Origin of the sequence: Mesorhizobium sp. M0185 (assembly GCF_040322175.1) — a bacterium.
Lineage (GTDB): Bacteria > Pseudomonadota > Alphaproteobacteria > Rhizobiales > Rhizobiaceae > Mesorhizobium.
This window is the reverse complement of sequence record NZ_JAMYSY010000004.1, coordinates 185240-211863: the sequence shown is the minus strand read 5'-3', so window position 1 is coordinate 211863 and position 26624 is coordinate 185240. Positions and strand designations below refer to the sequence as shown.

General features: G+C 63.0%; 30 protein-coding genes and 1 pseudogene. 15 read left to right on the top strand and 16 right to left on the bottom strand.

The features are described 5' to 3' along the window. Positions 1 to 69 precede the first annotated feature (69 nt). The 9 genes from ybgC to NKJ20_RS05590 form a co-directional block, all read right to left on the bottom strand. Positions 70 to 540, bottom strand: a complete 471-nt coding sequence (gene ybgC, locus NKJ20_RS05630; RefSeq protein WP_352742984.1) for a tol-pal system-associated acyl-CoA thioesterase — start codon at positions 538 to 540, stop codon at positions 70 to 72. Positions 541 to 668: 128 nt separating this feature from the next. Continuing rightward, positions 669 to 1709: a Holliday junction branch migration DNA helicase RuvB gene (gene ruvB / locus NKJ20_RS05625; protein ID WP_023677999.1), complete on the bottom strand. Its 1041-nt coding sequence runs from the start codon at positions 1707 to 1709 to the stop codon at positions 669 to 671. After that, positions 1706 to 2110, bottom strand: coding sequence for a type II toxin-antitoxin system VapC family toxin (locus tag NKJ20_RS05620; RefSeq protein ID WP_352742982.1), 405 nt, complete (start codon positions 2108 to 2110; stop codon positions 1706 to 1708). Before NKJ20_RS05620 ends, ruvB begins: the two co-directional genes overlap by 4 nt. Beyond that, positions 2107 to 2391 carry an AbrB/MazE/SpoVT family DNA-binding domain-containing protein gene (locus tag NKJ20_RS05615; RefSeq protein ID WP_352569593.1) on the bottom strand — a complete coding sequence of 95 codons (285 nt, stop codon included), beginning with the start codon at positions 2389 to 2391 and terminating at the stop codon, positions 2107 to 2109. The genes NKJ20_RS05620 and NKJ20_RS05615 overlap by 4 nt, the downstream gene beginning before the upstream one ends. 67 nt (positions 2392 to 2458) lie before the next feature. Beyond that, complete coding sequence (gene ruvA / locus NKJ20_RS05610; RefSeq protein WP_352742981.1) at positions 2459 to 3079, bottom strand: Holliday junction branch migration protein RuvA; 621 nt, start codon at positions 3077 to 3079, stop codon at positions 2459 to 2461. Between the two features lie 13 nt (positions 3080 to 3092). Beyond that, the gene (locus NKJ20_RS05605; protein ID WP_352742979.1) at positions 3093 to 3515 is read right to left on the bottom strand and encodes a type II toxin-antitoxin system VapC family toxin; all 423 of its coding nucleotides are present in this window, start codon (positions 3513 to 3515) and stop codon (positions 3093 to 3095) included. Then, positions 3493 to 3762: an AbrB/MazE/SpoVT family DNA-binding domain-containing protein gene (locus NKJ20_RS05600; RefSeq protein WP_352450829.1), complete on the bottom strand. Its 270-nt coding sequence runs from the start codon at positions 3760 to 3762 to the stop codon at positions 3493 to 3495. The genes NKJ20_RS05605 and NKJ20_RS05600 overlap by 23 nt, the downstream gene beginning before the upstream one ends. Positions 3763 to 3818: 56 nt before the next feature. Continuing rightward, complete coding sequence (ruvC, locus tag NKJ20_RS05595) at positions 3819 to 4331, bottom strand: crossover junction endodeoxyribonuclease RuvC (RefSeq protein ID WP_352450830.1); 513 nt, start codon at positions 4329 to 4331, stop codon at positions 3819 to 3821. Positions 4332 to 4595: 264 nt separating this feature from the next. Further along, positions 4596 to 5450, bottom strand: a complete 855-nt coding sequence (locus NKJ20_RS05590; RefSeq protein WP_352450831.1) for an SDR family oxidoreductase — start codon at positions 5448 to 5450, stop codon at positions 4596 to 4598. 132 nt (positions 5451 to 5582) lie between these two features. Here NKJ20_RS05590 and NKJ20_RS05585 point away from each other — a divergent pair, with 132 nt between their 5' ends. After that, a complete protein-coding gene (locus NKJ20_RS05585; protein ID WP_027024911.1) occupies positions 5583 to 5960 on the top strand; it encodes a winged helix-turn-helix transcriptional regulator in 378 nt (125 codons plus the stop codon). 38 nt (positions 5961 to 5998) lie between these two features. Here NKJ20_RS05585 and rcdA read toward each other — a convergent pair whose 3' ends face one another. Further along, on the bottom strand, positions 5999 to 6526 hold the full coding sequence (rcdA, locus tag NKJ20_RS05580; protein ID WP_352450833.1) for a protease adaptor protein RcdA: 528 nt from the start codon (positions 6524 to 6526) through the stop codon (positions 5999 to 6001). 581 nt (positions 6527 to 7107) lie between these two features. On the opposite strand from rcdA, the gene NKJ20_RS05575 reads away from it, so the two are divergent. Beyond that, the gene (locus NKJ20_RS05575) at positions 7108 to 7659 is read left to right on the top strand and encodes a DUF2269 family protein (protein ID WP_352450834.1); all 552 of its coding nucleotides are present in this window, start codon (positions 7108 to 7110) and stop codon (positions 7657 to 7659) included. 39 nt (positions 7660 to 7698) lie between these two features. Here NKJ20_RS05575 and NKJ20_RS05570 read toward each other — a convergent pair whose 3' ends face one another. After that, positions 7699 to 8469 carry a sulfite exporter TauE/SafE family protein gene (locus tag NKJ20_RS05570; protein ID WP_352450835.1) on the bottom strand — a complete coding sequence of 257 codons (771 nt, stop codon included), beginning with the start codon at positions 8467 to 8469 and terminating at the stop codon, positions 7699 to 7701. Positions 8470 to 8563: 94 nt separating this feature from the next. Then, on the bottom strand, positions 8564 to 9013 hold the full coding sequence (locus NKJ20_RS05565) for an Lrp/AsnC family transcriptional regulator (protein ID WP_023678010.1): 450 nt from the start codon (positions 9011 to 9013) through the stop codon (positions 8564 to 8566). Positions 9014 to 9145: 132 nt separating this feature from the next. Between NKJ20_RS05565 and NKJ20_RS05560 the strand changes: the two genes are divergently transcribed. The 3 genes from NKJ20_RS05560 to NKJ20_RS05550 all read left to right on the top strand — a co-directional run bounded on the left by NKJ20_RS05560 (position 9146) and on the right by NKJ20_RS05550 (position 11887). After that, positions 9146 to 10030, top strand: a complete 885-nt coding sequence (locus NKJ20_RS05560) for a DMT family transporter (protein ID WP_352742977.1) — start codon at positions 9146 to 9148, stop codon at positions 10028 to 10030. Between the two features lie 176 nt (positions 10031 to 10206). Then, complete coding sequence (locus NKJ20_RS05555) at positions 10207 to 10854, top strand: thiamine phosphate synthase (RefSeq protein WP_023678012.1); 648 nt, start codon at positions 10207 to 10209, stop codon at positions 10852 to 10854. 1 nt (position 10855) lies between these two features. Continuing rightward, entirely contained in the window at positions 10856 to 11887 is a 1032-nt protein-coding gene (locus tag NKJ20_RS05550; protein ID WP_352742975.1) for a tetratricopeptide repeat protein, read from the top strand. Between the two features lie 42 nt (positions 11888 to 11929). Here NKJ20_RS05550 and NKJ20_RS05545 read toward each other — a convergent pair whose 3' ends face one another. Next, the gene (locus NKJ20_RS05545) at positions 11930 to 12946 is read right to left on the bottom strand and encodes a zinc-dependent alcohol dehydrogenase family protein (protein WP_352742973.1); all 1017 of its coding nucleotides are present in this window, start codon (positions 12944 to 12946) and stop codon (positions 11930 to 11932) included. 112 nt (positions 12947 to 13058) lie between these two features. Here NKJ20_RS05545 and NKJ20_RS05540 point away from each other — a divergent pair, with 112 nt between their 5' ends. From NKJ20_RS05540 to NKJ20_RS05510, 7 genes are all read left to right on the top strand, one after another. Continuing rightward, on the top strand, positions 13059 to 13916 hold the full coding sequence (locus NKJ20_RS05540) for a LysR family transcriptional regulator (protein WP_352742972.1): 858 nt from the start codon (positions 13059 to 13061) through the stop codon (positions 13914 to 13916). A 138-nt stretch (positions 13917 to 14054) separates the two neighbouring features. Continuing rightward, the gene (gene efp, locus NKJ20_RS05535; RefSeq protein ID WP_023678016.1) at positions 14055 to 14621 is read left to right on the top strand and encodes an elongation factor P; all 567 of its coding nucleotides are present in this window, start codon (positions 14055 to 14057) and stop codon (positions 14619 to 14621) included. Positions 14622 to 14702: 81 nt separating this feature from the next. Next, positions 14703 to 15503: an inositol monophosphatase family protein gene (locus NKJ20_RS05530; protein ID WP_023678017.1), complete on the top strand. Its 801-nt coding sequence runs from the start codon at positions 14703 to 14705 to the stop codon at positions 15501 to 15503. Between the two features lie 99 nt (positions 15504 to 15602). After that, positions 15603 to 16310: a PAQR family membrane homeostasis protein TrhA gene (gene trhA, locus NKJ20_RS05525; protein WP_352742970.1), complete on the top strand. Its 708-nt coding sequence runs from the start codon at positions 15603 to 15605 to the stop codon at positions 16308 to 16310. Positions 16311 to 16425: 115 nt separating this feature from the next. After that, entirely contained in the window at positions 16426 to 17451 is a 1026-nt protein-coding gene (locus NKJ20_RS05520; protein WP_023678019.1) for a MotA/TolQ/ExbB proton channel family protein, read from the top strand. Between the two features lies 1 nt (position 17452). Continuing rightward, positions 17453 to 18484, top strand: coding sequence for a peptidoglycan -binding protein (locus NKJ20_RS05515; RefSeq protein WP_023678020.1), 1032 nt, complete (start codon positions 17453 to 17455; stop codon positions 18482 to 18484). A 275-nt stretch (positions 18485 to 18759) separates the two neighbouring features. Then, entirely contained in the window at positions 18760 to 19158 is a 399-nt protein-coding gene (locus NKJ20_RS05510) for a hypothetical protein (protein ID WP_352742969.1), read from the top strand. Positions 19159 to 19243: 85 nt separating this feature from the next. Here the strand turns inward: NKJ20_RS05510 and NKJ20_RS05505 are convergent. Continuing rightward, positions 19244 to 19582: pseudogene (locus NKJ20_RS05505) on the bottom strand (DUF1304 domain-containing protein); the annotation flags it as partial. Between the two features lie 183 nt (positions 19583 to 19765). On the opposite strand from NKJ20_RS05505, the gene NKJ20_RS05500 reads away from it, so the two are divergent. Continuing rightward, positions 19766 to 21250, top strand: a complete 1485-nt coding sequence (locus NKJ20_RS05500) for a carboxypeptidase M32 (RefSeq protein ID WP_352450842.1) — start codon at positions 19766 to 19768, stop codon at positions 21248 to 21250. Between the two features lie 206 nt (positions 21251 to 21456). Then, a complete protein-coding gene (locus NKJ20_RS05495) occupies positions 21457 to 23484 on the top strand; it encodes a DUF3857 domain-containing protein (RefSeq protein WP_352742967.1) in 2028 nt (675 codons plus the stop codon). 118 nt (positions 23485 to 23602) lie between these two features. Here the strand turns inward: NKJ20_RS05495 and NKJ20_RS05490 are convergent, their stop codons facing one another. Next, positions 23603 to 25405 carry an ABC transporter transmembrane domain-containing protein gene (locus tag NKJ20_RS05490; protein WP_352450844.1) on the bottom strand — a complete coding sequence of 601 codons (1803 nt, stop codon included), beginning with the start codon at positions 25403 to 25405 and terminating at the stop codon, positions 23603 to 23605. A gap of 204 nt (positions 25406 to 25609) precedes the next feature. Here NKJ20_RS05490 and rpmE point away from each other — a divergent pair, with 204 nt between their 5' ends. Beyond that, positions 25610 to 25831, top strand: a complete 222-nt coding sequence (gene rpmE, locus NKJ20_RS05485; RefSeq protein WP_352450845.1) for a 50S ribosomal protein L31 — start codon at positions 25610 to 25612, stop codon at positions 25829 to 25831. 69 nt (positions 25832 to 25900) lie between these two features. Here rpmE and NKJ20_RS05480 read toward each other — a convergent pair whose 3' ends face one another. Beyond that, positions 25901 to 26542 carry a TetR family transcriptional regulator gene (locus NKJ20_RS05480; protein WP_352742965.1) on the bottom strand — a complete coding sequence of 214 codons (642 nt, stop codon included), beginning with the start codon at positions 26540 to 26542 and terminating at the stop codon, positions 25901 to 25903. Positions 26543 to 26624 lie beyond the last annotated feature (82 nt).

Here is a 26624-nt window from a genome sequence, read left to right as displayed (position 1 = left end):
GCGCCCTGATAGGCCGCCTCGCGATTCTGGCCTGGACCGGGAGCTCCGGGATCGTCCGCCTCTGAACCTTTATTTGCGCGTTCTGGGCATGAAGGCTGCGATCCAGTCCTTGGGAAAGCGCCGCGGCCGCCCGTTCTCGCCGACGATCGCCGCTTCGACACGCGCCGCGACCAGCACTTCGCTGCCGCGCTTCAATTGCTGCGCCATGACGATGCGCGCACCGGAAATCTCGTCGGTGCGCGTGTCGATGGTCAGGATGTCATCCATGCGGGCCGAACCGCGGAAATCGATCTCCATGCGCCGCACCACCCAGACTATTTTCTCGCCATGCTTGCCGTCGGCAAGCTCGGTGTGGTGGACGCCGGCCAGCCGCAGATAGTCGGAACGGCCGCGCTCGAAGAATTCGAGATAGCGTGCGTGGTAGACGACGCCGGAAAAATCGGTATCGGCATAATAGACCCGCGCCATCAATCGATGGCCGAATTCCGTCAGCGCGCCGGAAAGTCCTGCGGACAATGCCGATTCACCGTGATCGTCCATTGCGCTGTCCTTTTGGCCCGACAGGCCCTGTTTCAAGCAACACCTGTTTTGCGCATAGACCGGCGATGATCAAGACCTGGAGGGCTGGGCCGGGGAACTGCCAGCACCGAAGCCATAAGCAGCGGAACTTAGGGTTCTTCCTGGAACAGGCTGATCTGCTGCTGCGCCAGGTCCTTTGGCGCGTCGAGGCCGAGATGCCGCCAGGCATTGGCCGCCAGCACGCGGCCGCGCGGGGTACGCATGATGAAGCCTTGCTGGATCAGAAAGGGTTCGATGATGTCCTCGATGGCATCGCGTGGCTCGGAAAGCCCGGCAGCGATTGTCTCGATGCCGACCGGCCCGCCGCCGAAATTCCGGGCGATCATCGACAGATAACGGCGGTCGAGCGCGTCGAGGCCGAGCCCGTCGACCTCCAGCCGCGTCAGCGCCTCGTCGGCGACCTTGCGGTCGACATGACCGTCGCCGGCAACGCTGGCGAAGTCGCGCACCCGGCGCAACAGCCGGCCGGCGATGCGCGGCGTGCCGCGCGCCCGCCGGGCGATCTCCAAGGCACCGTCGTCGCCGAGCGGCATGGCAAGGATGCGGGCGCCGCGCCGCACGATCTGCTCGAGTTCCTCGACCGAGTAGAAATTGAGCCGCACCGGAATGCCGAAGCGGTCGCGCAGCGGGTTGGTCAAAAGACCGAGCCGGGTGGTGGCGGCGACAAGCGTGAAGCGGGCCAGGTCGATCTTGACCGAGCGCGCCGCCGGCCCCTCGCCGATGATCAGGTCGAGCTGGAAATCCTCCATCGCCGGATAGAGGATTTCCTCGACCGCCGGGTTGAGCCGGTGGATCTCGTCGATGAACAGCACGTCGCGGTCTTCGAGGTTGGTGAGCAGCGCCGCGAGATCACCGGCCTTGGCGATGACCGGACCCGAGGTCGAGCGGAAATTCACGCCAAGCTCGCGCGCCATGATCTGCGCCAGCGTCGTTTTGCCGAGGCCGGGCGGGCCGACGAACAGCACATGGTCGAGCGCTTCGCTACGGCCCTTGGCGGCTTCGATGAACACTTTGAGATTGGCCCGCACCGCCGCCTGGCCGACGAAGTCGCCGAGCGTCTGCGGCCGCAAGGTCTGCTCGGCGTCCTCGCCGCGTCTGTCGGGAGCAATGAGGCGTGGCGAAAGGCTCATGCGAGCAGTTCCATACCGGCAATGGACCTTGCAGCCCGCTGGTCGAACGTGACCGTATGCGAGCAACCGAAATTTCGATTGTGCTCGGCTATCAGCGCATCAGCAAAGTCGACCTGGCTCGAATTCGATCGTTCGAGCGCGATCACGATGGCATCGAAATCCTCAAACACCAGCATCTTGATCTTGAGCAATCTCTGGATCGCGGCCAGTATTTGCTCCTTTGGCTGCCGGTAACGCGAAAGCAGTGACCAACTGAATTCCACCAGCACAATTAAACTCACAAAGCCGAGCTTGTCGCCGCTGAGGCTCTTACCGAAGGCGAGAGCCTTGGCCTGTTGCTCGGCATCATCGTTCAGCACCATTCGAAGCAGAACGTTGGTATCGATACCTATCGACGTCACGCGTCGCCCTCTTTTCCGCCCTGTGGCTTGTCACCAACAACGTGCTGGCCTACGGCCTCCCTCACAGCCGCATCGATCTCTTCCAGGGAAGCGGGACCGCCGGGTGGATCGCCGAGAAATCCGGCTAGGTCGGCGAAGTCGAGATTGCGCGGCGTCCCGACCAAATAGCCATCCATCACCGTCCAGGCGATCGTGTCGCCCGTCTTGAGCGACAAGGCGTCGCGGACGTCCTTTGGAATCGTGAGCTGTCCCTTGGAGGTCAGACTGGCATATGCGCCCATATTCTTACTCCTGCAAAAAATTCTTACCGATCAGACAGTAGTTGGAATTTCACTTTCCAGCAACGTCTCACCGTGCCAGCTCCTTCAGCCCGAAGCGGATCAGCTTCGACGCGTCCGCCTCTTCGCCTGCCGTCTTCAGCGCCGCCGCCACCGCATTGGCGGCGGTGTCGCGCGAATAGCCGAGATTGACCAGCGCCGAGACGGCGTCGGTGATCGGCGCCGAGGCGACGCGCTCGCCGAGCTCCTGCTTCAGGCCGATGGTGCCGGAGGCAGTGCCCGCATAGGCCGGCGCCTTGTTCTTCAATTCGGTGACGATGCGCTCGGCGACCTTCTTGCCGACGCCAGGCGCGCGGCTGACCATGGCGATATCGCGCAGCGCAATCGCATTGGCGAGGTCGGCCGGCGCCAGCGTCGACAGGATGGCCAGCGCCACCTTGGCGCCGACGCCTTGCACATTGTTCATCAACAGCCGGAACCATTCGCGCTCCAGCACCGACTGGAACCCATAGAGCCGCAGCATGTCCTCGCGCACATAGGTCTCGATGAACAGCACCACCGCCTCGCCGGGCGGCGGCAACGCGGCAAGCGTACGCGCCGAGCAATAGGCAACGTAGCCGACGCCATGCACGTCGACGATGCAGAAATCCTCGTCGATCTCGTCCAGCGTGCCTTTTAGCTTGCCGATCATTTGAGCTTGCCGATCATGCCGGGTGGGTTTCCGGAGAGATGATATCGAGGTCCGGGAAATAGCTGCGATAGCGCGCGGCATCGCGCGTCAGCAGGCGATGCCCGGCGACAACCGCATGGGCTCCAATAAAGAAATCCGGCAGCGTTCGTTCGCTGAGGCCGCCGGCGCGGCGATAGCGCGAGTGCGTGACACCAGCGAGGAAGGCTGCTTCCCACGGCAGAAATTCGCGATCCATCTTGAGCATGTCGGCTGCTTGACGAAGAGCCTGTTCGGTCGCAATCAACGGCGCGAGCTCGGACCAGACGATTGCATTGATTACGAGTGCGCCGTCGCGCCGGCATGCGGTAATCGCGGATGCCGACCATTTCGTCTCCCGTCCGGCAGGACCCCAAACGTCGATCAAGACATTTGTGTCAATCAATGTCGAGATCTTCACGTGGGCCCCTCAGCCATTCCACATATTCATCCGCCGTCATGCCTCCCAGATCCAGCGTACCGGCCATACGATCGAGTATCTGGCTGAATCTGCGCGAGGCTTCCTCCTCCGACATGTTTTCGTCGACGGCTATGACACGAGCGCCGTCCTCGGTGGGGACGAACTCCACCTCCGAGCCCGGGCCGATACCGAGATGATCCCGTATTTCCTTCGGGATGGTCACTTGGCCCTTGGTGGTAACGCGCATGGTAATACCTCGTTGGTATTACCTATTGCCCACTGGAGAACAAGTCAAGAACATACTTATCCGGCCAGCGCCGCCATCCTGTAGGCGATGCTCTGCCGGTGATGCGCGTGACAGATGGCGATGGCCAGCGCATCGGCGGCGTCGTCGGTGTCGAAAGTCGCCTTCGGCATCAGCACCTTGACCATCATGTGGATCTGCTTCTTGTCGCCATGGCCGACGCCGATCACCGCCTTTTTGACGGCGTTTGGCGCATATTCGGCAACGACAAGGCCGGCACGCGCCGGCACCAGCATGGCGATGCCGCGTGCCTGGCCGAGTTTCAGCGTCGCCGCCGCGTCCTTGTTGACGAAAGTTTGCTCGACCGCCGCCTCGTGCGGCATCGCGGCATGCAGGATCTCGGCGAGCCCGTCATGCAATTGGCAAAGACGCACCGCCAGCGCGGCCTTGTCGTCGGACCGCACCGTGCCGGAAGCGACGAAGCGCAGCGAATTGCCGAGGCTTTCGACTATGCCCCAGCCGGTGCGCCTCAGCCCTGGATCGATGCCGATGATGCGAATCGCTTCCCCCATCCGTCAACTTTAACCCCGGCGAGCAGCGATGCCAGCGAAATGTGAACAAACCAGAAACAGCAACCGAGTCTGGTTTAGAGAATGTTTGAGAATTCGCTCTGGCGAGACAGATAGCGTGGTTTTCGAGAACCGGAGCGGAGCGTACATAAGTACGCGAGCACCGGAAGCGCAGAAAGCTGCGCTAGTCTAGTCGTTTGAATAACTGTTGGCGCGAGCGACAGACGGTCCTCTGATCCTTTGGCGGATGTGACAGCCGTCTCGGTTTCAACCGCGCAATGCTGCCGCAACGACGCTCTCCAGTGGCGTTGTCGGTCGACCGATCAGCCGGCTCATGGCGCCGCCGTCATCGAACAACGCTCCGCGTGAGGCTGCAATGTCGGCATCGGCCAGGATAGCGGCGAGATCGGCGGGCAGCCCGGCGCCTGTCAACACACCCTCATAGGCCGCCCCGGCAAGATCGTTGTAGGCGATCGCCTTGCCCGATTGCCGCGAGACCTTCGCCGCAAGCTCGGCGAGCGTGAAGGCTTGGTCCGCGGCGAGCTCGTAAGTCCTCCCTGCTTGATCCTCGCTCGTCAGCACCACGGCCGCGGCCTCGGCATAATCCTGCCGCGCCGCGGACGAGAAGCGCCCCTCATTTGCGGCGCCGATGAAGGCGCCGTGCTCCAGAGCCGCCGGGAGCGCCATCAGATGGTTCTCGGTGTACCAGCCGTTGCGCAGGATGACGGCGGGTAGGCCGGAGGCCGCGATGACCTCCTCCGTCTGCCGATGTTCGACCGCGAGCCTCGCGGGAGACGTGTCCGCATGCAGCATGCTTGTGTAAGCGATCAGCGAAACCCCCACCCGTTGGGCGGCCTTGATCACTGACCGATGCTGCGGCAAGCGGCCGCTGACTTCGGTCGAGGAAATCAGCAGCAGTCTATCGATGCCGGCCAGCGCCATCGGGAGCGTGTCGGGACGATTATAGTCCGCCTCCCGCACGACTACGCCGCGTTGGACAAGATCGCGGGCCTTTGCCGGATCACGAACCGCCGCAACGATCCGGCTGGCCGGAACTGTCTTCAGCAGTGCGTCGATCACGAGACGGCCAAGCTGTCCTGTTGCTCCAGTTATTGCGTACATCGTTCTGTCCATTTCGTGGTTGGATGGATTGAGAGCCTCAGATAGCGGCTCTCGTTACCCTCGGAAACCACGTATCTTGTAGTTACCATCATTTTCCGATAACCAACTGGAAACTCTCATGGAAGATGCGCGATGGTCCTCAGGATGCGAACGAAGGTGAAGGCGCTTCCCGGCTGCCCCATGTCGAGGTGCATGGCGCTGCTTGGCGGGTGCTGGACACCCGAGGTGCTCTGGTCCTTGAGCGACGGCCCGCGCCGGTTCTCCGAATTGCGCCGCGATATCCCAGCCATTTCGGCGAAGGTGCTGACCGCCAGGTTGCGCGATCTCGAGGAGCGTGGCGTCCTCGCACGCCACGTGATGCCGACATCGCCGCCGACCGTGGAGTATGAGCTGACGTCATTGGGACAGGAGCTGCTCCCAGCGATCAGGTCTATCGTGGAGGTCGGATCGCGCCTGCTGCTGCGTGATTCTCCCCGCCTGATGATCGCGAGCCCATCCCTTCGCGGTTAGTCTAGATGGCCGCCGGAGTAGAATTATGAAACGGTCTCTCAGCCGCGGGCGAAAGCCGTGTTGAGCAGCGTGATCTGGTCGGAGACCGGATTGAGGCGACGGCTCGACGGCGGCACCTCGGCAAGGCCGCCATAGATCTCCTCGTCCATCCGGCGCACCAGCGCCTGCAGCCGCAGCGAACGGTTGACGAGGTCGATGAAATCCTTCGGCAGCTCGGCCCAGCCGGGCGCCTCATCATGCGCCGAGGCAGTGTCGAGACGCACCTTGGATTTTTCTGAGGCCACCTGATCGCGGGTCATCTCGCCGGAATTCGCCGCCCGCTGCAAAAGCAGCCACGAGGCGACCTGCATCAGCCTGGTGGTCAGCCGCATCGATTCGGCCGCATAAAGCGTCGCCGCCAGCCTCGACAGCTTCTTGGCCTCGGCGCGGCCCTTGCCGTCGAGATATTCGGCCGCCTGCTCGACCAGGCCCATGCCTTCCTGATAGAGCGGCTTGAAGGATTGGGAGAAAACCCGGCGCTCCGCCAGCTTGATGGTTTTCGCGCTCGCCTTCGAAGGCTCGTTCATCGCTACGCCCCTGCACTTGCCTGACAGCCGGCCGATTCGGCTCTTGGCCGCCATATCCGGCAGCCTAAACGACTGAAGCTTGAAAATGCGCTTCGCTGCCAGCGAAGGCAAGCACATGTTTAACAAACGGTTAACGGCCGCATTTAGCCGGAAGGACGCCCATGCCGGCGGACAAAAAAAGAGCCGCGGATAAGGCGGCTCTCAGGAGTTTAACAGGGAGGCGTCAAACAAAGTGGCTCCAACCACTCGGTAAGAATCCAGATCACTGGATGGACATAGTAAACGCCTGTAAAGCTTAACGAAGCCTTAACGCAGGGCATATTTTTCGATCAAGCGCCCAGCATCTGTGCCGTAACAGCACAGCTGACTGGCCACGGCACCCGTTCCCACTACCGGCTGGAAAGTCGGGGCGACGCGCTTGCGCCATGTTTCCTCCAGATCGTGACCGACATATCGAAACAGATCCGCTCGCCGCGCGACATCGTTCCGAAACAGGCGCCGCGGTAAACGCCCGCTCCTCGCAACGAGGCGGAGCAAACCTTGCGCTCCGGCAAATCATCAAATCTCTCAAGGAGCGAATAATGGACTGGTACTCGGCCGTTAAATTTCTGCATATCGTCTCGGCGATCCTCTGGGTCGGCGGCGGCTTCACGCTGATGCTGCTCGCGGTACGCGCCGACCGCGCTGGAAACGTCGAAGGCATGCTGCAGGCGATGCGCGCCACCGGCGAGCTCGGCAACCGGTTCTTCGCGCCGATGTCGATGCTGACATTGCTTTTCGGCCTCATCATGTGCGGCTTCTGGGTCGGCTTTTCCGATCTGTGGGTGCTGATCGGCCTTGCCGGTTATGCGACGACCTTCTGCATCGGCATGTTCATCTTCAAGCCGACTGCCGACCGCATGGCAGGCATGATCGCCAAGGAGGGCGTGACGCCGGCAGTGCTTGCCCAGGGCCAGCGCGTCCTCAGCGCCGCGCGCTTCGACTATTCGGTGATGCTGGTGATCATCGCGGACATGGTGCTGAAGCCGACGCTGCACGACATCACCATTCTGGGCTGCATGGCGTTCGTACTGGCAACCGGCGCCGCGCTCGCGCTTGGCAGGACGCGGCAGCTGCTGCCGAGTGCCGCCTGAGGTGTAAGGAACCGGCGGCGGCCGAATGGGGCCGCCGTCTTACAGGAGGCCGGCGATGCCGTCCCACAGAAGCTTGACCGCGACGACCGCCACGGTCGCATAGGTGAAGGGATAGAACAGCTCCGGCCGCATCCGCCGCACCAGCCAGGCGCCGGCGATTGTCGACAGCGGCGCCAGCGGCATCAGCACCGCCGACGCAGTCAAATTGGTGGTATCGAACTGGCCGAGCGCGAAATAAGGGATGAGCTTCAGCGCATTGGTGACGGCGAAGAAGATCGCCGCGGTGCCCGACAGCACCTTCGGATCGAGCCTGATGGGCAGCGCATAGACCTGAAAAGGCGGGCCGCCGACATGGGCGACGAAGCTGGTGAACCCGGCAACAGTACCCCAGAAGCCCGCGGCGACGCGGTTGGGCTCCGCCGCGTGGCCGGCACCGTGGCGGAGCTGCAAATAGAGCCAGCGCAGCACGAAGATCAGGGCAACCGCGCCGACGATCAGCCGCACCATCTCTTCGGTTACAAGTGCCGCCGTCAGCCAGCCAAGGGCAATGCCGATCACGGCGCCCGGCATCATGTCGGCCAGCATCTTGCGGTCGAAGATACCCCACCACGTCCACACCGAGACAATGTCCATCAGGCACAGAATTGGCAGAAGAATTGCGGCAGCCTGAACCGGCGGCATGGTCAGCGCCATCAACGGCACGCCGACAAAACCGACGGCGCCGCCGAAGCCGCCTTTCGACAGGCCGACGAGGATGACGGCCGGAATGGCCGCGGCATAGAACCAGGGATCGACGAGCAGGCCTGACATGGGAAGGGACGCTGGAGGGAAAGTTGAACTCTGGAATAGACCAGAAATGGTCAGGCCGCGACCGCAAATATGTGGGCCACGCCACCGAAACCCGTCACATGTTTGGCATGTCGAGCGGCGGCGGGCGTCTCCGGATCGGCTGCGCCTTGATGATGGCGGTGCTGGTTTCGGCCTTGTCGGCGATGCGGTCGAGAATCCCGTCGAGCTCGCCGATCGAGCGGACGAACAGCCGGGCAACGAAGCAGTCATCGCCCGTCACCTTGTCGCATTCGCCGAATTCCGGGATTTCCTCGATCAGCTTCTGGACGATGTGCAGCTTGCCCGGCAATGGCCGGATGCGAACGATCGCCTGCAAGGCGTAGCCGAGCGCCTGCGGATCGATGTCGATGGTGAACGCGCGGATGACGCCGCGATCCTCTAGCCGCCGAAGCCGCTCCGAAACGCTTGGTGACGACAGCCCGACCTGCAGCGCCAGTTCCTTCAGCGAGGTCCGTGAATCCTTGACCAGGATATCGAGGAGCTTTCTATCGAGCTCGTCCAGCATTTTACAATTCCAAGAAAAAGCCGATGTTTACCTAATTTAATGAGGTTCGTCCTGCATATCACCGGCTAGAAGTCATGGAAAGACCCGATCCGCTGTGGGATTATAAAATCTCAACGGGTTTCAGGAGCATCCATGGACAACACGGTACGCGGCACGATCGAAATGACGGCGGCGATGGCGATCCTCGGCACGATCGGCTGGTTCGTCGTCCTTTCCGGCCAGCCCATCATGGACGTGGTGTTCTGGCGCTGTGCTTTCGGGGCGGTAACGCTGCTGATCATCTGCGCGGCGCTGGGACTGCTGCGTGGCAGGCTGTCGCTTCGCATCGTCGCGATCGCGGCTCTCGGCGGTGCTGCCATCGTTATCAACTGGCTGTTGCTGTTCAGCGCGTTTTCCCGCGCGTCGATCTCGATCGCCACGGCCGTTTACAACACGCAGCCCTTCATGCTGGTGGGTTTTGGCGCGCTCTTCTTCTCCGAACGGCTGACGGTGACCAAGCTGACCTGGCTCGGCATCGCCTTCGCCGGCATGCTGCTGATCGTGCAGGCCGCGCCCGATGCAGGCGATCATGGTACGGATTACTTTACCGGCATTGCGATGGCGCTGGCCGCGGCTTTCTTCTGGGCCGTTGCGGCTATCGTCACCAAGAAGCTCAAAGGCACGCCGCCGCACCTGATCGCCCTGATCCAGGTCTGCGTCGGCGTTCTCATGCTGGCACCCTTCGCCAATCTCACCCACCTTCCCGCCGATGCGCGGAGCTGGGTCATGCTGGCGACACTCGGCATCGTCCATACCGGCCTGATGTACATCCTCATGTACGGTGCCATCCAGAAGCTGCCGACGCATCTGCAGGGGTCGCTGTCCTTCATCTACCCAGTCGTCGCCATCCTCGTCGATGTCGTCGCCTTCGGCCATCGGCTGCAGCCGGCGCAGATCGTCGGCGCCGCCGCCATCCTGGTCGCCGCCGCCGGCATGAATCTCGGCTGGTCGCTGTGGAAATCGAAGGTGCCTGCGTAGGGGCCGCAAGCGACCGGCGGGGAGAATTTCGGCCAACGGCAGCCATGCGCCGAGCCCCATAAAATCGTTGACGGCAAACGTGATCCCCCTGCCGCCTGTTCAACTCCCGCACTTTGCTCTATGCCGCAATGCAACCATCTTCGCCCGGCATAGGCGATAACCGGGACCGAACACCAATGAATGACGCAACGCCGCCCAACCGCTGCCGCATCGTGCTGATCGCGCCGCCGAACGTGCCGGCCGAGCGCATCGCCGCGGCCTTCGACGGCGGTGACGTCGCCTCGCTTATCCTGCCGGAAAACGGTATGGACGAGGCCTCTTTCCAAGCCTTTGCCGAGCAGATCGTGCCGGTGGCGCAAGCGGCCGGCATTGCGGTCATCATTGCCGGCGACACCCGCATCGCCGGCCGCGTCCAGGCCGACGGCATTCATGTCGAGGTCGGCAAGGACGAGCTCGCCGAAACGATCGAACACTTCCAGGCCAGGATGATGGTCGGCACCGGCGGCGCCAAGACCCGCGACGATGCGCTGGAACTCGGCGAGGTCAGGCCTGATTACATTTTCTTCGGCCGTTTCGGTTACGACAACAAGCCTGAGCCGCACCCCCGCAACCTGTCGCTCGGGCAATGGTGGGCGGACGTCATCCATATCCCCTGCATCGTCATGGCCGGATCGGATCTTGCCTCGGTGGAAGCGGTCGCCGCCACCGGCGCTGAATTCGTGGCACTGTCCAGCGCCGTTTTCGCCGACGGCGTCGATCCGAAGATGGCGGTCGCCGCCGCCAACGCGCTGCTCGACGAAACCGCGCCGCGCTTCGAGGACTGACGTGCTCTCGCGGAAAATCCTTTTCAGCGCCTTTCTTGCAACGGCCGTGACGCAGGCGATAGCGGCGGAACCCGTTCCGCTGCCGCAGCCCAGGCCGGATTCCAGCGAACCTGCCGACAAGCCGATCGCCGCACAATTGCCGCAGCCCGCCACCACCACCCCGTTGCCGTCGGCCGACACCATCAACCCCGACCGCTTCGGCGCAAAGCCGTCCGATGCTGCCTACGGCGCCTTTCAGCGCGGGCTCTACAAGACGGCCTACAACCTTGCGCTTTCGCGCGCTCAAAACGGCGATCCGGCGGCACAGACGCTGGTGGCCGAGATATTGTCGCGCGGCCTCGGCGTGCCGGTCGACGCGGCAGGGGCGGCGAAGTGGTATGCGCTTGCCGCCGAGCAGGGCGTCCCGGAATCGCAATTCCAGTATGCGCTGATGCTGCTCGACGGCCGCTACGTCAAAAAGGACGAGAAGGAGGCCTATGCGCTGATGCAGGCCGCCGCCGAGGCCGGCAACCGCCTGGCGCAGTTCAATTTTGCGCAGCTGATGGTCGAACAGGAGCCCGGCGATTCCGGTATTGCCAAAGCCGTATCCTATTACGAGCGCGCTGCCGCGACCGGGCTCGCCGACGCACAATATGCGATGGCACAGGTCTACGCCAATGGCGCCGGCGGCAAGCCGCGCGACGATGTCCGCGCCCGCGGCCTGCTGGCACAGGCCGCGCGGCAGAACTACGACACCGCACAGATCGATCTCGCAACCTGGATGATCGAGGGGCGCGGGGGGGCCCGCGACCTGAAATCCGGCTTCAACTGGATGAAGCAGGCCGCCGAGGGCGGCAATGTCGCCGCCCAGAACCGTCTCGCCAAGCTCTACATGAACGGCATCGGCACCGACCCGGATCTGATCCTCGCCGGTGCCTGGTATGTTGTCGCCCGCCGCGCCGGGCTCATCGACCAAGAGATGGACGATTTCCTGCAGGGCCTGACCGACGAGCAGACGCAGCAGGCGCTACAACGGGCCAACCGCCTGCCCTGACCGCGGTCTCGCGACTCATTGCACCAGGCTCATCAGGCGGACTCATTGGGTATGATCGAGCACGACCTTGCCGAAGGGAGAGCCGTGTTCAAGGTACCGAAAGGCTTCGGCGGCCCGGCTCCATGGCACGACCCGGTCGATCACCGGTTTCAAACGGTTGACGGCGATAGCGCGGTTCATCTCTTCAAAGGATTCGCGTGAGCCCACCGGTATGCCTCGCGCCCTGACCTGCCGGCGGAAGATGTCGAGCGGGTTGATGGCGCCGTCACTGCCGCCGAGATAGCCGATGACGTTGATCTGGGCGCCGCGCGCCGCTGCCCTCAGCGATTGTGCAAAACTCTGCGGTCCGCCAACCTCGATGATATGGTCGGCGCCGCGGCCATCCGTCAATCCCAGCACGGCCGATGCCCAATCGGGGACGCTGCGATAGTTCACGCCATCCTGCGCGCCAAGTTGCTTTGCCCGCGCAAGCTTCTCGTCGCTGCTCGACGTCACGATGACGCGCGCCCCGGCAGCGGCGGCGAACTGCACCGCAAACAGCGAAACGCCGCCGGTGCCGAGGCAAAGCACGGTGTCGCCGGGTTTGACGCTGCCCTCCGTAAACAGCGCATGCCATGCCGTCACGCCGGCGCATGGCAGCGTCGCCGCCTCGAGGTCGCTCAGATTGGCCGGCGCCAGCACCGCCGCCTGTTCGTCGAGCCGGGCAAATTCGCTGAGCAGCCCGTCGATCGGGCCGCCACGTTGATAGGATGGCTCGGCCATGGCGAAACTGCCGCCGACCCAGCGATGCCAGAACGTGCCGCAGACCCGGTCGCCGATCTTGAACCGGCTGACCTCGGCGCCGATGGCAACGACTTCGCCGACGCCGTCCGACAGCGGCACCAGCGGCAATGCAAACTTCGTGTGATGGCTGCCGCGAACGATCTCGGCATCGCGGTAGTTCAGCGCCGTCGCCTTGACCTTCACAATCATCTCCTGGCGCCCCGGTTCAGGCATCGGCCGCTCGACCATTCTGAGGTTCTCGAGGCCGCCCGGGCTCTGCAATTCGATCGCTTTCATCGTCGTTCCTTTTCAGCTGGGTCCTGCCAGAGGAAAATCGCTTGCCATCCACCGGATTTCAAATTCATAATGTTCAGGATAATTATGCTTCTGTGACATGTTCGGGTGTGTCGTGCTTGAAGAACTGAAAACACTGGCCCTCTTTGCCGAGGAGGGTTCGATTCAGAAGGTGGCTCGACGCCTGCCGTTGACGCAGCCGGCCGTCACCCGCCAGATCCAGCGGCTGGAGGAGATGCTCGGCACGGAATTGCTCGACCGCCGGCTAAAGCCGTCCCGACTGACCCCGGCCGGCGTAGAGGTGCTGGCACGCGGCAAGGACATTCTCGCCGCCGTCGACGCGCTGAGATCATTCGCCAAGGGCGACGAGCCGGAGGGCCTGCTGCGGCTCGGCCTCGCGCATGGACTTTGCGACAAAGCCGTGGCCGCCGCCATTGCTGATGCCGTGGCGCGGTTTCCGAAGGTTTCGCTGCGTCTGAAGAGCGGCTGGAGTCTTGAGCTGGCCGACCAGCACAAGCGCGGACAGCTCGACCTCGCCTTCATCCTGGACGGCAGCAATTCCAAAACTGGAGACGGCGTTGTCGGAACCGAGCCCCTCGGCATCATCGCTGCCGAAAACACCAGCCGGCAAGCCGACGTCAAGACCACGCCCTGGGTCCTCAGCCCTGAACCCTGCGACGCGCGCCGGCGGCTGGCGGCTGCGCTGGCCGAGGGCGGCCACAGGTTGATGGTCGGCGCCGAGATTCAGGACAGCGCGCTGCAGATCGACTGGGTTCGTCGAGGCCAAGGCCTTGGCCTGCTGCCCAGGCGGCTGATGCGGGAAAAGCTGCCTGAGGGCATTGCCCTGGTCGACGCTCCCGGCCTCGAGCTGTCGCTGCGAATTGTCGTGCTGCGTTCGCCGCACCTGCATCTTTTGAGAGAGGTCGCCGACGCGGTGACCGAGGCCGTCACCGCGACTGTCAGGGCGGACTGAGGCCACCACGCCGCGCTGCCGGGCCAGCTTCGTTCCCGCTTCATCGGAAGGCGCTCCTTGCCTCTGCTGGCGATTTGTGGTCTTGGAGGCGCCAAATTGCCCTTTGCGGCGATCATCTCATTTCCGGATCACCTCACCATGGCCAAGATCAATGGCAACGAAATCCGTCCCGGCAACGTCATCGAGCATGATGGCGGCCTTTGGGTGGCGGTCAGGACCAACACCGTCAAGCCCGGCAAGGGCGGCGCCTACAACCAGGTCGAACTCAAGAACCTGATCAACGGCACCAAGCTCAACGAGCGCTTCCGTTCGGCCGAGACGGTCGAGCAGATCCGGCTCGATCTGAAGGATTTTTCCTTCCTCTACGAGCAGGGCGACGCGCTGGTGTTCATGGACACCGAAAGCTACGAGCAGCTCGAATTGCAAAAGGAGTTCGTCGGCGATCGCGCCGCCTTCCTGCAGGACGGCATGATGGTGACGGTCCAGCTCTATGACGAAAGGCCGATCGGTATTTCGCTGCCCGACCAGGTGACGCTGACCATCACCGAGGCCGACCCGGTGGTGAGGGGCCAGACGGCAGCCTCGTCCTACAAGCCGGCGATACTCGAAAACGGCATCCGCGTGCTGGTGCCGCCGTTCATCGGCTCGGGCGAGCGCATCATCGTCGATACCAACGAAATCACTTACGTGCGCCGCGCCGACTGAGGCGTGATCCCAAAGAGTTGCAGACTTTTTGGATAAGATCATGCGTCAAGGCAGATAGGCGCAGCGACAGGAAGAACAGCAATGGCGCGTTCCGCGATCCTCAATGTCATGGTCCAGGCCGCAATGAAGGCCGGCCGCTCGCTGTCGCGTGACTTCGGCGAAGTGCAGAACCTGCAGGTCTCGATGAAGGGGCCGGGCGACTATGTCAGCCAGGCCGACCGCAAGGCCGAAGACATCGTCTTTGCCGAACTCTCCAAGGCGCGGCCCGGCTACGCCTTCCTGATGGAGGAACGCGGCGTGATCGAGGGCGACGACGGCCAGCACCGCTGGATCGTCGACCCGCTCGACGGCACCACCAATTTCCTGCACGGCATTCCGCTCTTTGCCGTTTCGATCGCGCTGGAGCGCCAGGGCCAGATCGTCGCCGGCGTCGTCTACAATCCGGCGATGGATGAGCTCTATACCGCCGAGCGCGGCGGCGGCGCTTTCATGAACGACCGCCGGCTGCGCGTCGCCGGCCGCACCAAGCTGGTCGATGCGGTGATCGGCTGCGGCATGCCGCATCTCGGGCGTGGCCAGCACGGCAATTTCCTCATCGAGTTGCGCAATGTCATGGCCGAGGTCTCTGGCGTCCGCCGTCTCGGCTCCGCCTCGCTCGATCTCGCCTACGTCGCCGCCGGCCGCATGGACGGGTTCTGGGAAACCGGCCTGTCGGCCTGGGATGTCGCCGCCGGCATTTTGCTGATCCGCGAGGCGGGCGGTTTCGTCTCCGATTTCGCCGGGGGACAGGATGTGCTGAACGCCGGTTCACTCGTCGCCGGCAACGAACTCATCCAGCGCGCGCTGTTGAAGACTATCAAAAGGCCACTCTCAGCCGGCTGATAGAGGCACACCGCGCTGAACCGCCGCAGTCGCAAAACCGCAACCAAAGCTTGAAATACTGTCCCGCGGCCGCCCAGATAAGGTGGCGCAGGATCATCGATGACGAACAGCCGGCCCCAACCCCAGAGCGAACTCTCCCAGCTCGACATTCCCTTCATGGGGCGCTGGCATTACTCGCGCGCCGAGATCATCGCCGACGGCATTGTCCACGCCGTGGGCATCGTGCTGGCGATCGCTGCCGGCTCGACGCTGCTGGCACTGGCCGCCTATCGAACCGGCCCCGGCGAATACGTCGCCGCCGCCTTCTATGTAGTATCGCTGCTCACCGTGCTGTCGGTTTCGCTGGCCTACAATGTCTGGCCGGTGTCGTCGCCGGCAAAATGGATATTGCGGCGCTTCGACCATGCCGCGATCTATCTGCTGATCGCTGCCACCTACACGCCTTTCCTGGCGCAGCTCGGCGGCTCGCCGCTGGCCGTTTCCATGATCGTCCTGGTCTGGACCGCCGCGGCGGTCGGCATCGCCATCAAGGTCTTTCTTCCCGGCCGTTTCGACCGGCTGGCGATCGTCTTCTACCTAGCCATCGGCTGGAGCGGTATCGTTCTGGTGGAGCCGCTCGTGCGGACGCTGCCGGCGACATCGATCGCGCTCATCGTTGCCGGCGGCATCGTCTACTCCTGTGGCGTGATCTTCTTCGCCTGGAAGGGCCTGCGTTTCCACAATGCGCTGTGGCATGGCTTTGTCGTCACCGGCGCCGGCCTGCATCTGGCCGCCATGGTCGACTGCTTGGTCATCCACCGGCTTTGACCTCCGGTCGCGGACAGTGGCAATATTGCCAAGCGCCATTCAATTTCGTCACAATTCCGTTTAGAGTCGCAAACACAAATTGATCGGCGGCGACGGCATCGGAAACGGGGCACGGATGACTCTTCTCAGATCCTTCGGCATGGGCAGGCGCTCCGACGTTCTGATCTACGACCCGCACAAATTGTCGAGCCCGCAGGTGTTTCTGCTGACCATGGTGATCTTTCTGTTCATCGTGGCCTTCATCGCCGCCATCCTGACGCGCCAGATCTCGACCGCCTTCGTCACCAATCCCGGTCTCAACGGCCTGATCATCGGCGTGCTGGCGGTCGGCATCCTGCTGGCCTTCGTCCAGGTCGGCCGGCTGTTCCGCGAGGTGCGCTGGGTCAACTCGTTCCGCGCCGGTTCCGAAACCACCGAACCGGTGCTGCTGGCGCCGATGAAGGCGATGATCGGCCGCTCCTCGACGATTGCCTTCTCGACCAGTTCGATGCGCACCATGCTGGATTCGATCGCCACCCGGCTCGACGAAAGCCGCGACACGTCGCGCTACCTTGTCGGACTGCTGGTGTTCCTCGGCCTGCTCGGCACCTTCTGGGGCCTGCTCAACACGATCGGCTCGATCCGCGAAACCATCGAGTCGCTCGATCCCGGCACCGGCGATGCCGCGGCCGTGCTCGAATCCCTGAAGCAGGGGCTTTCCGCTCCGTTGGCCGGCATGGGCACCGCCTTCTCGTCCTCGCTGTTCGGCCTCTCCGGCTCGCTGGTGCTCGGCTTCCTCGACCTGCAGGCCGGCCGCGCCCAGACGCGCTTCTATACCGAACTCGAAAACTGGCTGTCCTCGGTCACCGACCTGTCCTCCGACATCGTCGTTGCCGACGCGGCCAAGACCGAACCTTCCGAGGAAATCCGGCTGTTGTCGGAAAAGCTGCGCACTCTGCAGGAGAATGGCGGCGGCTCCAATCCGCGCGTCGCCACCGCCATGGCCAATCTCGCCGACGGCATTTCCGGCCTGGTCAAGAACATGCGCTCGGAACAGCAGATCATGCGCGACTGGGTCGAGGCCCAGTCCGACGAGCAGAAGGCGATGCGCAACACCCTGGAGAAGATCGCCGACGCCTTGAAGAAGCCTGGAGTGCATTGACGTGGCGTTGGCACGAGGCCGGCGCTCCGACCGCCGCATCGATTACTGGCCGGGCTTCGTCGATGCGCTGTCGACGCTGCTGTTGGCGATCATGTTCCTGCTGACTGTTTTCGTGCTGGCGCAGTTCCTGCTCGGCCGCGAGATCTCCGGCAAGGACACGGTGCTCAACCGCCTCAATTCGCAGATCAACGAGTTGACCCAGCTTCTGGCGCTGGAACGCTCGACGACGCAGGACAAGGAGGACACCCTTGCCAATTTGCAGGCATCGCTGTCTGCATCGGAGGCGGAGAAGAGCCGGCTCGAGCAATTGCTGGCGCAAGGCGCCGGTGCCGGCGATGCCGCCAACCAGCGCGCGACGGCACTTTCCGGCGAGCTCGACAGCCAGCGCCAGATCAGCCAGCAGGCGCTGAGCCAGGTCGAGATCCTCAACCAGCAGATTTCGGCGCTGCGCAGGCAGATCGCAGCGCTCGAACAAGCGCTCGACGTGTCCGAAACGCGCGACCGCGAATCCAACACCAAGATCGCCGATCTCGGCCGCCGCCTCAACGTCGCACTGGCGCAACGCGTGCAGGAGCTAAACCGCTACCGCTCCGATTTCTTCGGCCGCTTACGTGAAATTCTTGCCGACCGCGAGAACATCCGCATCGTCGGCGACCGCTTCGTCTTCCAGTCGGAAGTGCTTTTCCCGACCGGCTCCGAGGTGATCAACGATGCCGGCAAGGTCGAGATGAAGAAGCTCGCCGATGCCATCATCGAATTGCAAAAGGAAATCCCGCCGGAGATCAACTGGGTGCTGCGCGTCGATGGCCACACCGACAACAAGCCGCTCTCCGGCACCGGCCGCTACCGCGACAATTGGGAATTGTCGACGGCGCGCTCGACATCGGTGGTCAAGTTCCTGATCGAGAACGGCGTGCCGGCCAACCGGCTGGTCGCGGCCGGCTTCGGCGAATTCCAGCCGCTCGACCCCGCCGATACCGAAGAGGCGCGCAACAAGAACCGCCGCATCGAGTTGAAGTTGACCGAGCGGTGATCTGCAGGCCTTTGGCTTGTATCATGCGCCAGGTCGGGCCAGGTCGAGCCGGCTCAAGTCGGCGGCATTTAGGGCATTGGTGCGGCAGCGGCAAGAGCTGAAAAAATTACCTTTTTTTAATTACACTTTGCCGCCATGGCCTTTTAGCCTTGGTCATGGGCCGAGAACCGCCGGCGGTGGAACCGCTCATCGCGACGCGACGGAACCTGACGGCCCCGCGGCCGGAAGGCAGGACCCTCCCAACCACCGCCTTCCCCAGTAAAGGAGACGCAACCATGCGCTTCTTCGCTCCCACGAATCTCAGGACTGCTACGCTCGCCACACTGCTCCTCGCCGTTCCGTTTGCTGGCGCTTACGCCGGCCCGCGTGCGACGGCCTTGATCAATCAGATCCAGAGTGTGGAGACGGGTATCCAGGGCGCCATCCGGGCGAACAAGCTCGAGCCGGGCGAGGCGCGCGACTTGCGCACGCAGGTCGCTCAACTCGATCGGGCCGCCCAGAGGGCCGCACGCGATGGAACCATGCCGAGCACGCAATATCAGCAGTTGCTGGCGCAGCTCGACGATGTCAGCCAAAAGCTGCGCGCTGACACCGGCAGTGCCTTCCTCATCGGCAACGGCGCCGATGGCGGATACTATCCCAACGGCTACGGCCCAACTTATCCAGGCGGCTGAAATCGGCCGCAGTGCCCGGCAGTGTGGCAATGGATTTTGCGCATGATCCTTTTCCAGCTTTCGGTTCGGGGATCATGCGGCTAGCCAACGCCAGTGCAATCAGCGCCAGCACTGCCGGCACTGTCTCGATGAACAGGATTTTGCGGCCCGCCGTTGCCGCCGTAAAGGCCGGCGACGGCGACGCAGAGCAAGAAGAAGACTACTGAAAACCGGCTTCGCCGAGGTAAAGCCCCCAGGTCAGGCCGGCTGCGAGAAAGCCGTTGTAAAGCCCCTGATTGGCAGCAAGCACTTTCGAGGCCCTGGCGAATTCCGGCGTCAGCCTGAATACCATATGGCCGCGCGGCGTGTCCTACAGCACCATCTCCAGGTAGACGATGCAGAGGTGGATCACGGCTACCAGCCCGACCAGCACGTTGGCGATCATTTTTCGTCTCCCCCATCGCGGTCTGCCGCCGCCGGACGACATTGATCACGCACGCCACCGCTTTCACAAGATGCTTTTCGGCTGTTGCAGCCGGCAGTCAATGCGTCGATCGCGGACGGCTTCGGGGTTGCCAACGCTTTTGCATTGGTATCTTTTCCCGCCGTCAAATCAGCGGAACCCACAATGTCCTTTCAAAAACTCGACGACCTCGGTCACAAGCTCGAAGCGCTGGAACACGCCCTCGCCATCCTCGGCGCCGACGAGGCGACCCATATGGCGGTCGGCGGCGGCGAGAAGCGCGCAGAGGCAATGTCGGCGCTTGCCGGCATGCACCATGCCCGGGCGACTGCGCCGGAGATTGCCGACTGGATCGCGGCGGCCGAGCAGGAGGCGCTGAACGAAGAGCAGCAGGCCGCGGTCGGGGAATTCCGCCGGCAATACACCAACCTGACCTGCCTGCCGGTCGAGTTCGTCGAGCGCCAGACGACCGCGCGCATGCGCTCCGAGCAGCTCTGGCGCGACCTGCGCGCCAAGAACGACTGGGCGGGTTTCCTACCGGCGCTCGAAGGCGTCGTGGCGCTGGTCCGCGAGGAGGCGGCCCTTCGCGCCGAGGTGCTCGGGCTCGAGCCTTACGACGCGCTGATGGAGCAATATGACCCGGGCAATCGCGCCGCCGACATCACGCCTGTGTTTGTCGAGTTGAAGACCTTCCTGAAAGGCTTCGTGCCGGAGGCACTGGCCGTGCAGGAAGAGCGGCTGGCGAAACATCCGCTGAAGCCGCTTTCCGGCAGATACCCCTTGGACAAGCAGCGCGAGCTTGGCCTCGCCATGATGGCGGCGGTCGGCTTCGACCTCACCCACGGCTCGCTGTCGGTTTCGCACCATCCCTTCTGCGGCGGCGTGCCGAGCGACGTGCGCATCACCACCCGCTACAAGACTTCGGATTTCCTGTCGGCGCTGATGGGCGTGCTGCACGAGACCGGCCATGCGCTGTACGAGCAGAACCTGCCGAAGGTGTGGGCGCACTGGCCTCTGGGCAGAGCGCGCGGCATGGCGGTGCATGAAAGCCAGAGCCTGTTCGTCGAAAAGCAGATCGGCCGCAATCCAGAATTCTGGCGCTGGGCGCTGCCGGTGGTCGAAAGACACCTCGGCGAGCGCTGGGCGATCGACGACATCCTGCCGCATGTGCACCGGGTCGAGCGCGGCCTGATCCGCGTCGATGCCGACGAGGTCACCTATCCGCTGCACGTCATCCTGCGCTACGAGCTGGAGCAGGAGCTTGTCTCGGGACGGCTGGAAGCAGCCGACCTGCCCGAAGCCTGGGATGCCAAGATGCGCGATTATCTCGGCCTGTCGACATCAGACAATCCGGCTGACGGTCCGATGCAGGACGTCCACTGGCCGGGTGCCGCCTTCGGCTATTTCCCCTCCTACACGCTCGGCGCCATGATGGCGGCGCAGCAATGGGCGGCGCTGACCAGGGATCATCCTTCAGCCGACGAAGACCTCGCCAAGGGAGATTTCGCGGCGATCAACGACTGGCGCCGCAAAAGGATCTGGTCGCAAGGCTCGCGCTGGTCGACACCGGAACTGCTCGAACGCGCTACCGGCGAAAAGCTCGATGCCGCACATTTCACTGACCATCTGAAGAAGCGGTACGGGAACTGAGCCGCTTCGTCTATTCCAGGTTCTTGCCGCGGTGACTGCAGAAATCCGCGAAACTGGCCTTTACTTTGGTGGGAAAGCCTCTGAAAAAGGAGTTCTTCCAAGTTGGGCGAGCGTAGATGTCTGTCTGTTACAGTTTTCATAGGATGAAGTCTTTCTGGCTCCGCTTGGTATTTTTCATCTTATTGATCGGCCTGAGTTCTCCGGCCATGTCCGACGACATGGTTCTCAAGGGTCCGGCAGAAAGCTGGGTAAAGCAGCTTGATATTCCGGCTGCCGATCCCACCCGATCGGATCAAATCAAGAATGGCGTTTCATGGCTGCTCTCGGACGACCAGATCAAGCATCGCGCCGGCGGCTATGTCGAGTACTCGCGCACCGTCTATAAAATCGTCGACCGTCCCGGCCTGGATCGTGGCGCGAGTATCGATCTGCAGTTCGATCCGTCCCGGCACAAGGTCACGCTCAACCATCTTCACATCATCCGCGATGGTGCCGTTTTGGACCGGCTGGAAGGCGTCGAATTCGACATCTTCCGCAGGGAAAGAGACGCCGAGAAAGGCGTCTTCGACGGCTGGCTGACAGCACATGTCAACATCGATGACGTGCGTGCCGGCGACATCGTCGACTACGGGTCGACCTATGAGATAACGCCGCTGGTCGGCAAGGACCTTTTCTTCAAGAATTTCTCCACCGAATGGGAAGAGCCGGTAGCGCTTATCCGCACAAGCATCATTTGGCCTTCGGGCCAGCCGCTCCAGATCAAGACAAGGGGAACCCGACTTAAGCCGTCAATCTCCCCGACTGGGCCGGACACCACCTATCTATGGGAAGTTCCAAACCCGAAACCGGTCAATGTCGAGGACAACCTGCCCGTGACCTATCCAGGCTGGGGCTCCATCGATGTCGCGTCTACCGCGAATTGGCAAAGTGTGGTCGATGCCGTTGCGCCCTATTACAAGCCAGCGACCGTTTTTCCCCCGGCTTTTGCCGCAAAGCTCGACGACATCGCTCTGCGGCATCCGGTGCCCGAAGACCGGATGGTCGAGGCAATGCGGTTGGTGCAGGACCAGATCCGCTATGTAAGCCTGTCGATGGGTGCCGGTTCCTACGTTCCGCGTGATCCCGCGACGGTTATCCTGAGCGGGTTCGGTGACTGCAAGGACAAGGCCCTGCTGCTGGTTTCGTCGCTTGTGCGGCTTGGCATTGCTGCCGAGGTCGCCTTGGCCGATCTCGACGAGGGGCGGGCTCTGGACCAGCATCTGCCGGCGCTTCGCGATTTCGACCATGCCATCGTCAAGGCAAGGATCGGAGCAAAGACATATTGGCTGGACGCCACGAACTATCTTCAGGGCGGCAGGGCGCACAATCTCGCACAGCCGGACTACGGCTTCGCGCTGCCGCTTTCCAGCACCGGCGGGTTGGAGAAGATGCCGAGCCCTGTGCTTACCAGCCCATCGATCCAGATCGCCGAGGAATTCGACTTTCCGCGGAAACCGGGCGATCCCCTCGTGCTGACGGTCTTCTCGACATATGAGGACGCCGATGCCGATTGGATGCGCGGCAATTTCGCCAGCAGGTCGCTGAGCGAGGTGTCGGACGCCTACCTGAAATACTACAACAAGCAATATCCGGGCATCCAAACCATCGCCAAGCCGGAAATCGTGGATCGGCGCGACGGCAACATAGTGAGCGTGAAGGAAAGTTATCGCTTGCCGGCGGAGGCGCTGACGGCCAACGATCTGGCAAAGAATTTCCCGATCCGCGCGGCCGATCTCGGCAACAACTCTCTTCCAACCCCGACAATCGTCGACCGAACCGGGCCCGTCTCCCTCGGCCCCCAGTTCTACCGCCGCCACAAGGTGACCGTGCGCAACCTCAAGGCGAGGTTTTCCGGCGAGTCGATGAAAAACGTCGTGACGCCCTATCTGTCTCTCAAGGCATCCTGGTCCAACACGCCCACCGAATTTCAAGTTGAATGGAACTTTCAGACGCTGGCGACTGAAGTACCGGCCAAGGCGATTGCCGATTATCTGAAAACCGTCGATGACCTCGCAGACCAAATTCGCTGGCAGTACGATTTTACCTATGAAGAGCCGCCTGCCGATGTGCAGCTCAGCGATCCGGCAAAGGAGCAGCGACAGACCGTCGCCAGCATGCTTTTGTTATCGTTGCTTGTCGGCGTTCCCCTGTTCATCGCCTATCGACGAGGCAAACGCCGAGCTTTCGGTAGCTGAAGAATCTCGGCCGCCGCTGGGTACCATGATCCCGAAAAGTGGATGCCGGTTTTCGGAAAAGATCATGGTCAAACAAGAAGATGGAGCCTCATCCCGATTTCATCGGGATGGAGCAATGCTACTCGGCCGCACCCCTGAAAGCATTCGCCCCGGTATCGAACTGCAGCTTGGCCAGCCGCGCATAGATGCCGCCCTTGGCGACCAGGCTCTGATGCGTGCCTTCCTCGACGATGCGGCCGCCATCCATGACCAGGATGCGATCGGCCTTCAGCACGGTTGCCAGCCGATGGGCGATGACGATCGTGGTGCGGCCCTTCATCAGCCGGTCCAGCGCCGTTTGCACCAGCGTCTCGCTTTCGGCATCTAGCGCCGAGGTCGCCTCGTCGAGCAGCAGGATGGGCGCATCGCGCAAAATGGCGCGGGCGATCGCCACGCGCTGGCGCTGGCCGCCCGACAGCGTCACGCCGCGCTCGCCGACCTGGCTGTCATAGCCCTTTTCGAGTTTCAGGATGAACTCGTCGGCAAGCGCGTCCTTCGCCGCCGCCTCGATCTCGGCCTGGCTGGCGCCAGGCCGGCCAAAGCCGATATTGTCGCGCGCGCTTGCGGCAAAGATGGTGACGTCCTGCGGCACGATGGCGATGCGCGCGCGGATCGCCGCCGGATCGGCCTCGCGCAGATCGACCCCGTCGATGACGATCCTGCCGGCCTCCGGATCGTAGAAGCGCAGAAGCAGCGAAAACACCGTGCTCTTGCCGGCGCCGGATGGCCCGACGATCGCCACCGTCTCACCGGGTTTGACCTGAAAGCTCAGGCCATGAACGGCGGCGCGGTCGGGCCGGGCCGGATAGGAGAAGGAGACATCGTCGAAGCTGATCGCGCCTCTCGCCTTTGCCGGCAGCGGCTTCGGATCGGCGGGCGCCTGGATCGCGGGTTTCTCGGCCAGGATCTCGGTCAGCCGTTCGGCAGCGCCCGCTGCCTGGGACAGTTCGCCCCAGACCTCCGACAGGGCGCCGAGCGCGCCGGCGGCGAACACCGAATAGAGCAGGAATTGACCGAGCGTGCCCGGCGACAGCGTGCCGTCGAGCACGTCGCGCGAACCGAACCACAGCACCGCCACGACCGAGGAAAAGATCATGAAGATGGCGACGAAGGTGAGAAAGGAGCGGGCAAAGATCGAGGTCCGCGCCGCTTCGAACGCTGCTTCCACGGCGGACGAAAAATACCCGGTCACAAGCTTCTCGTTGGTGAAGGCCTGCAGGGTGCGCACCGCGCCGATCTGCTCGCTGGCGTAGGCGGTGGCATTGGCCAGAGTATCCTGCGCCAGCCGTGACTTGCGCCGCACCGAGCGGCCGAAGGCGACCAGCGGCAGCACGATCAGCGGAATGGCCGCGATGACCAGGCCGGACAGTTTTGGGCTGGTGAAGACCATCATCGCCACGGCGCCCAGGCCGAGGATGACGTTGCGCAAAGCCACCGAGGCGGTGGCACCGACGGCCGATTTGACCTGTGTCGTGTCGGCGGCGAGCCGCGAGACGATCTCGCCCGACTGGGCCGTGTCGAAAAAGGATGGCGACAGCGTTGTGACGTGGGCAAAGACATCGCGGCGGATATCGGCAACGACGCGCTCGCCGAGTGTGATGACGAAATAGTAGCGGCTGGCCGACGCCGCCGCCAGAACGGCGGCCATCACCACCAGCATGGCGAAATATTCGGCAATGAAGCTGGAATCGGAAGCGGAAAAACCGTGGTCGATCATCCGCCGCACGGCCAGCGGCAGCGCCAGCGTCGTCGCCGCCGCGACGGCCAGCGAGACGATCGCGCCGATGACCATTTTGCGGTAATGCGTAATGTAGGGAAACAGGCGCTGCAGCGGCCTCAGCGAGCGCCTGCGCTCGTCTGCATCGCCGCTGATGTTCGCCATGACCGTTTCCTTTGGCCCTATGAGGCTTGCGCCATCAATATGCGCTTGCCGCGGCCTTGTGATTCAATTCCGGCTGATGTATAGGCTCGCCGACCGTTTTAGAAGCCGTGGCTCCTCAATAGCTGCGGCTTCGAGTTTTAAAAAGGGGCGCATCGACGCAGGCTTTAGCCCGTCGGCAGCACCCGGCAAGCCAGGAACAGACCCATGAAGAACGATATTCATCCCGACTACCACACCATCAAGGTCGTCATGACCGACGGCACCGAATACATGACCCGTTCGACCTGGGGCAAGGAAGGCGATACGATGAACCTCGATATCGACCCCACCACCCATCCGGCCTGGACTGGCGGCCAGCAGACCCTGCTCGACCGCGGTGGCCGCCTGTCGAAGTTCAAGAAGCGTTTCGAAGGTTTCGGCCTCTAAGCCGCATTGGCGTTTCGCAGATCGAGAAACCCGCCTTCGTGGCGGGTTTTTTATTGCGAAAATACGGCCCTATTCGCCGACCAGCTCGCGCAGCGCCATCCGCTTGTAGGCGGCAACCAGCCGGTCGCCCTCTTGCCGCCCGACCGAGATCGCCAGCCGCATTGCGGCCTCGCCCATCTGCCAGATGAGAAACGCCGTCGTTTCCAGCGCTTCCGGATCGGCGGATGGCCGCAGCCGTTTCAGCACGGCTGTAAGGAATTCGGCGTTGGCCCGGCTATCGGCAAGCTCGAGTTCGCGTAGCGCCTTGTCGGCCTGCGTGCCCGACCAGATGTCGCGTATCACCGGCTCCGCCAGGAACATTCCGTAGTAGATATTCACCAGTTCCGAAAATGCCCGGCGCAGGCCGTCGGCGTCACTGACCTCCGCCAGTGCCGCGGCAATGCAGGCCTGGCTTTCGGCGGTGTAGCGTTCGGCCAGCGCCCAGATGAGCGCCCGCTTGTCGGGGAAGAACTGGTAGAGCGAGCCGATCGACACGCCGGCCCTCTCGGCCACCTCGCCCATGCGCATGGCGTCGCTGCCTTGCTCGGCGATCAGCGCCGAGGCGGTGGCCAGCATCCGCTCGACCCGCTCGCGGCTGCGCTGCTGGCTCGGCGCCCGGCGCGGCGATGCGGCCTGCTCATTGCGGGAACCCGGTGCAGCGGTGCCTTCCATGACTGTCTCCAGAAAAATGGCTTGACTGACAAAATACGAGGGTTTATCACGTTTTGCAAATATGAGGATCGCTCACATTTTC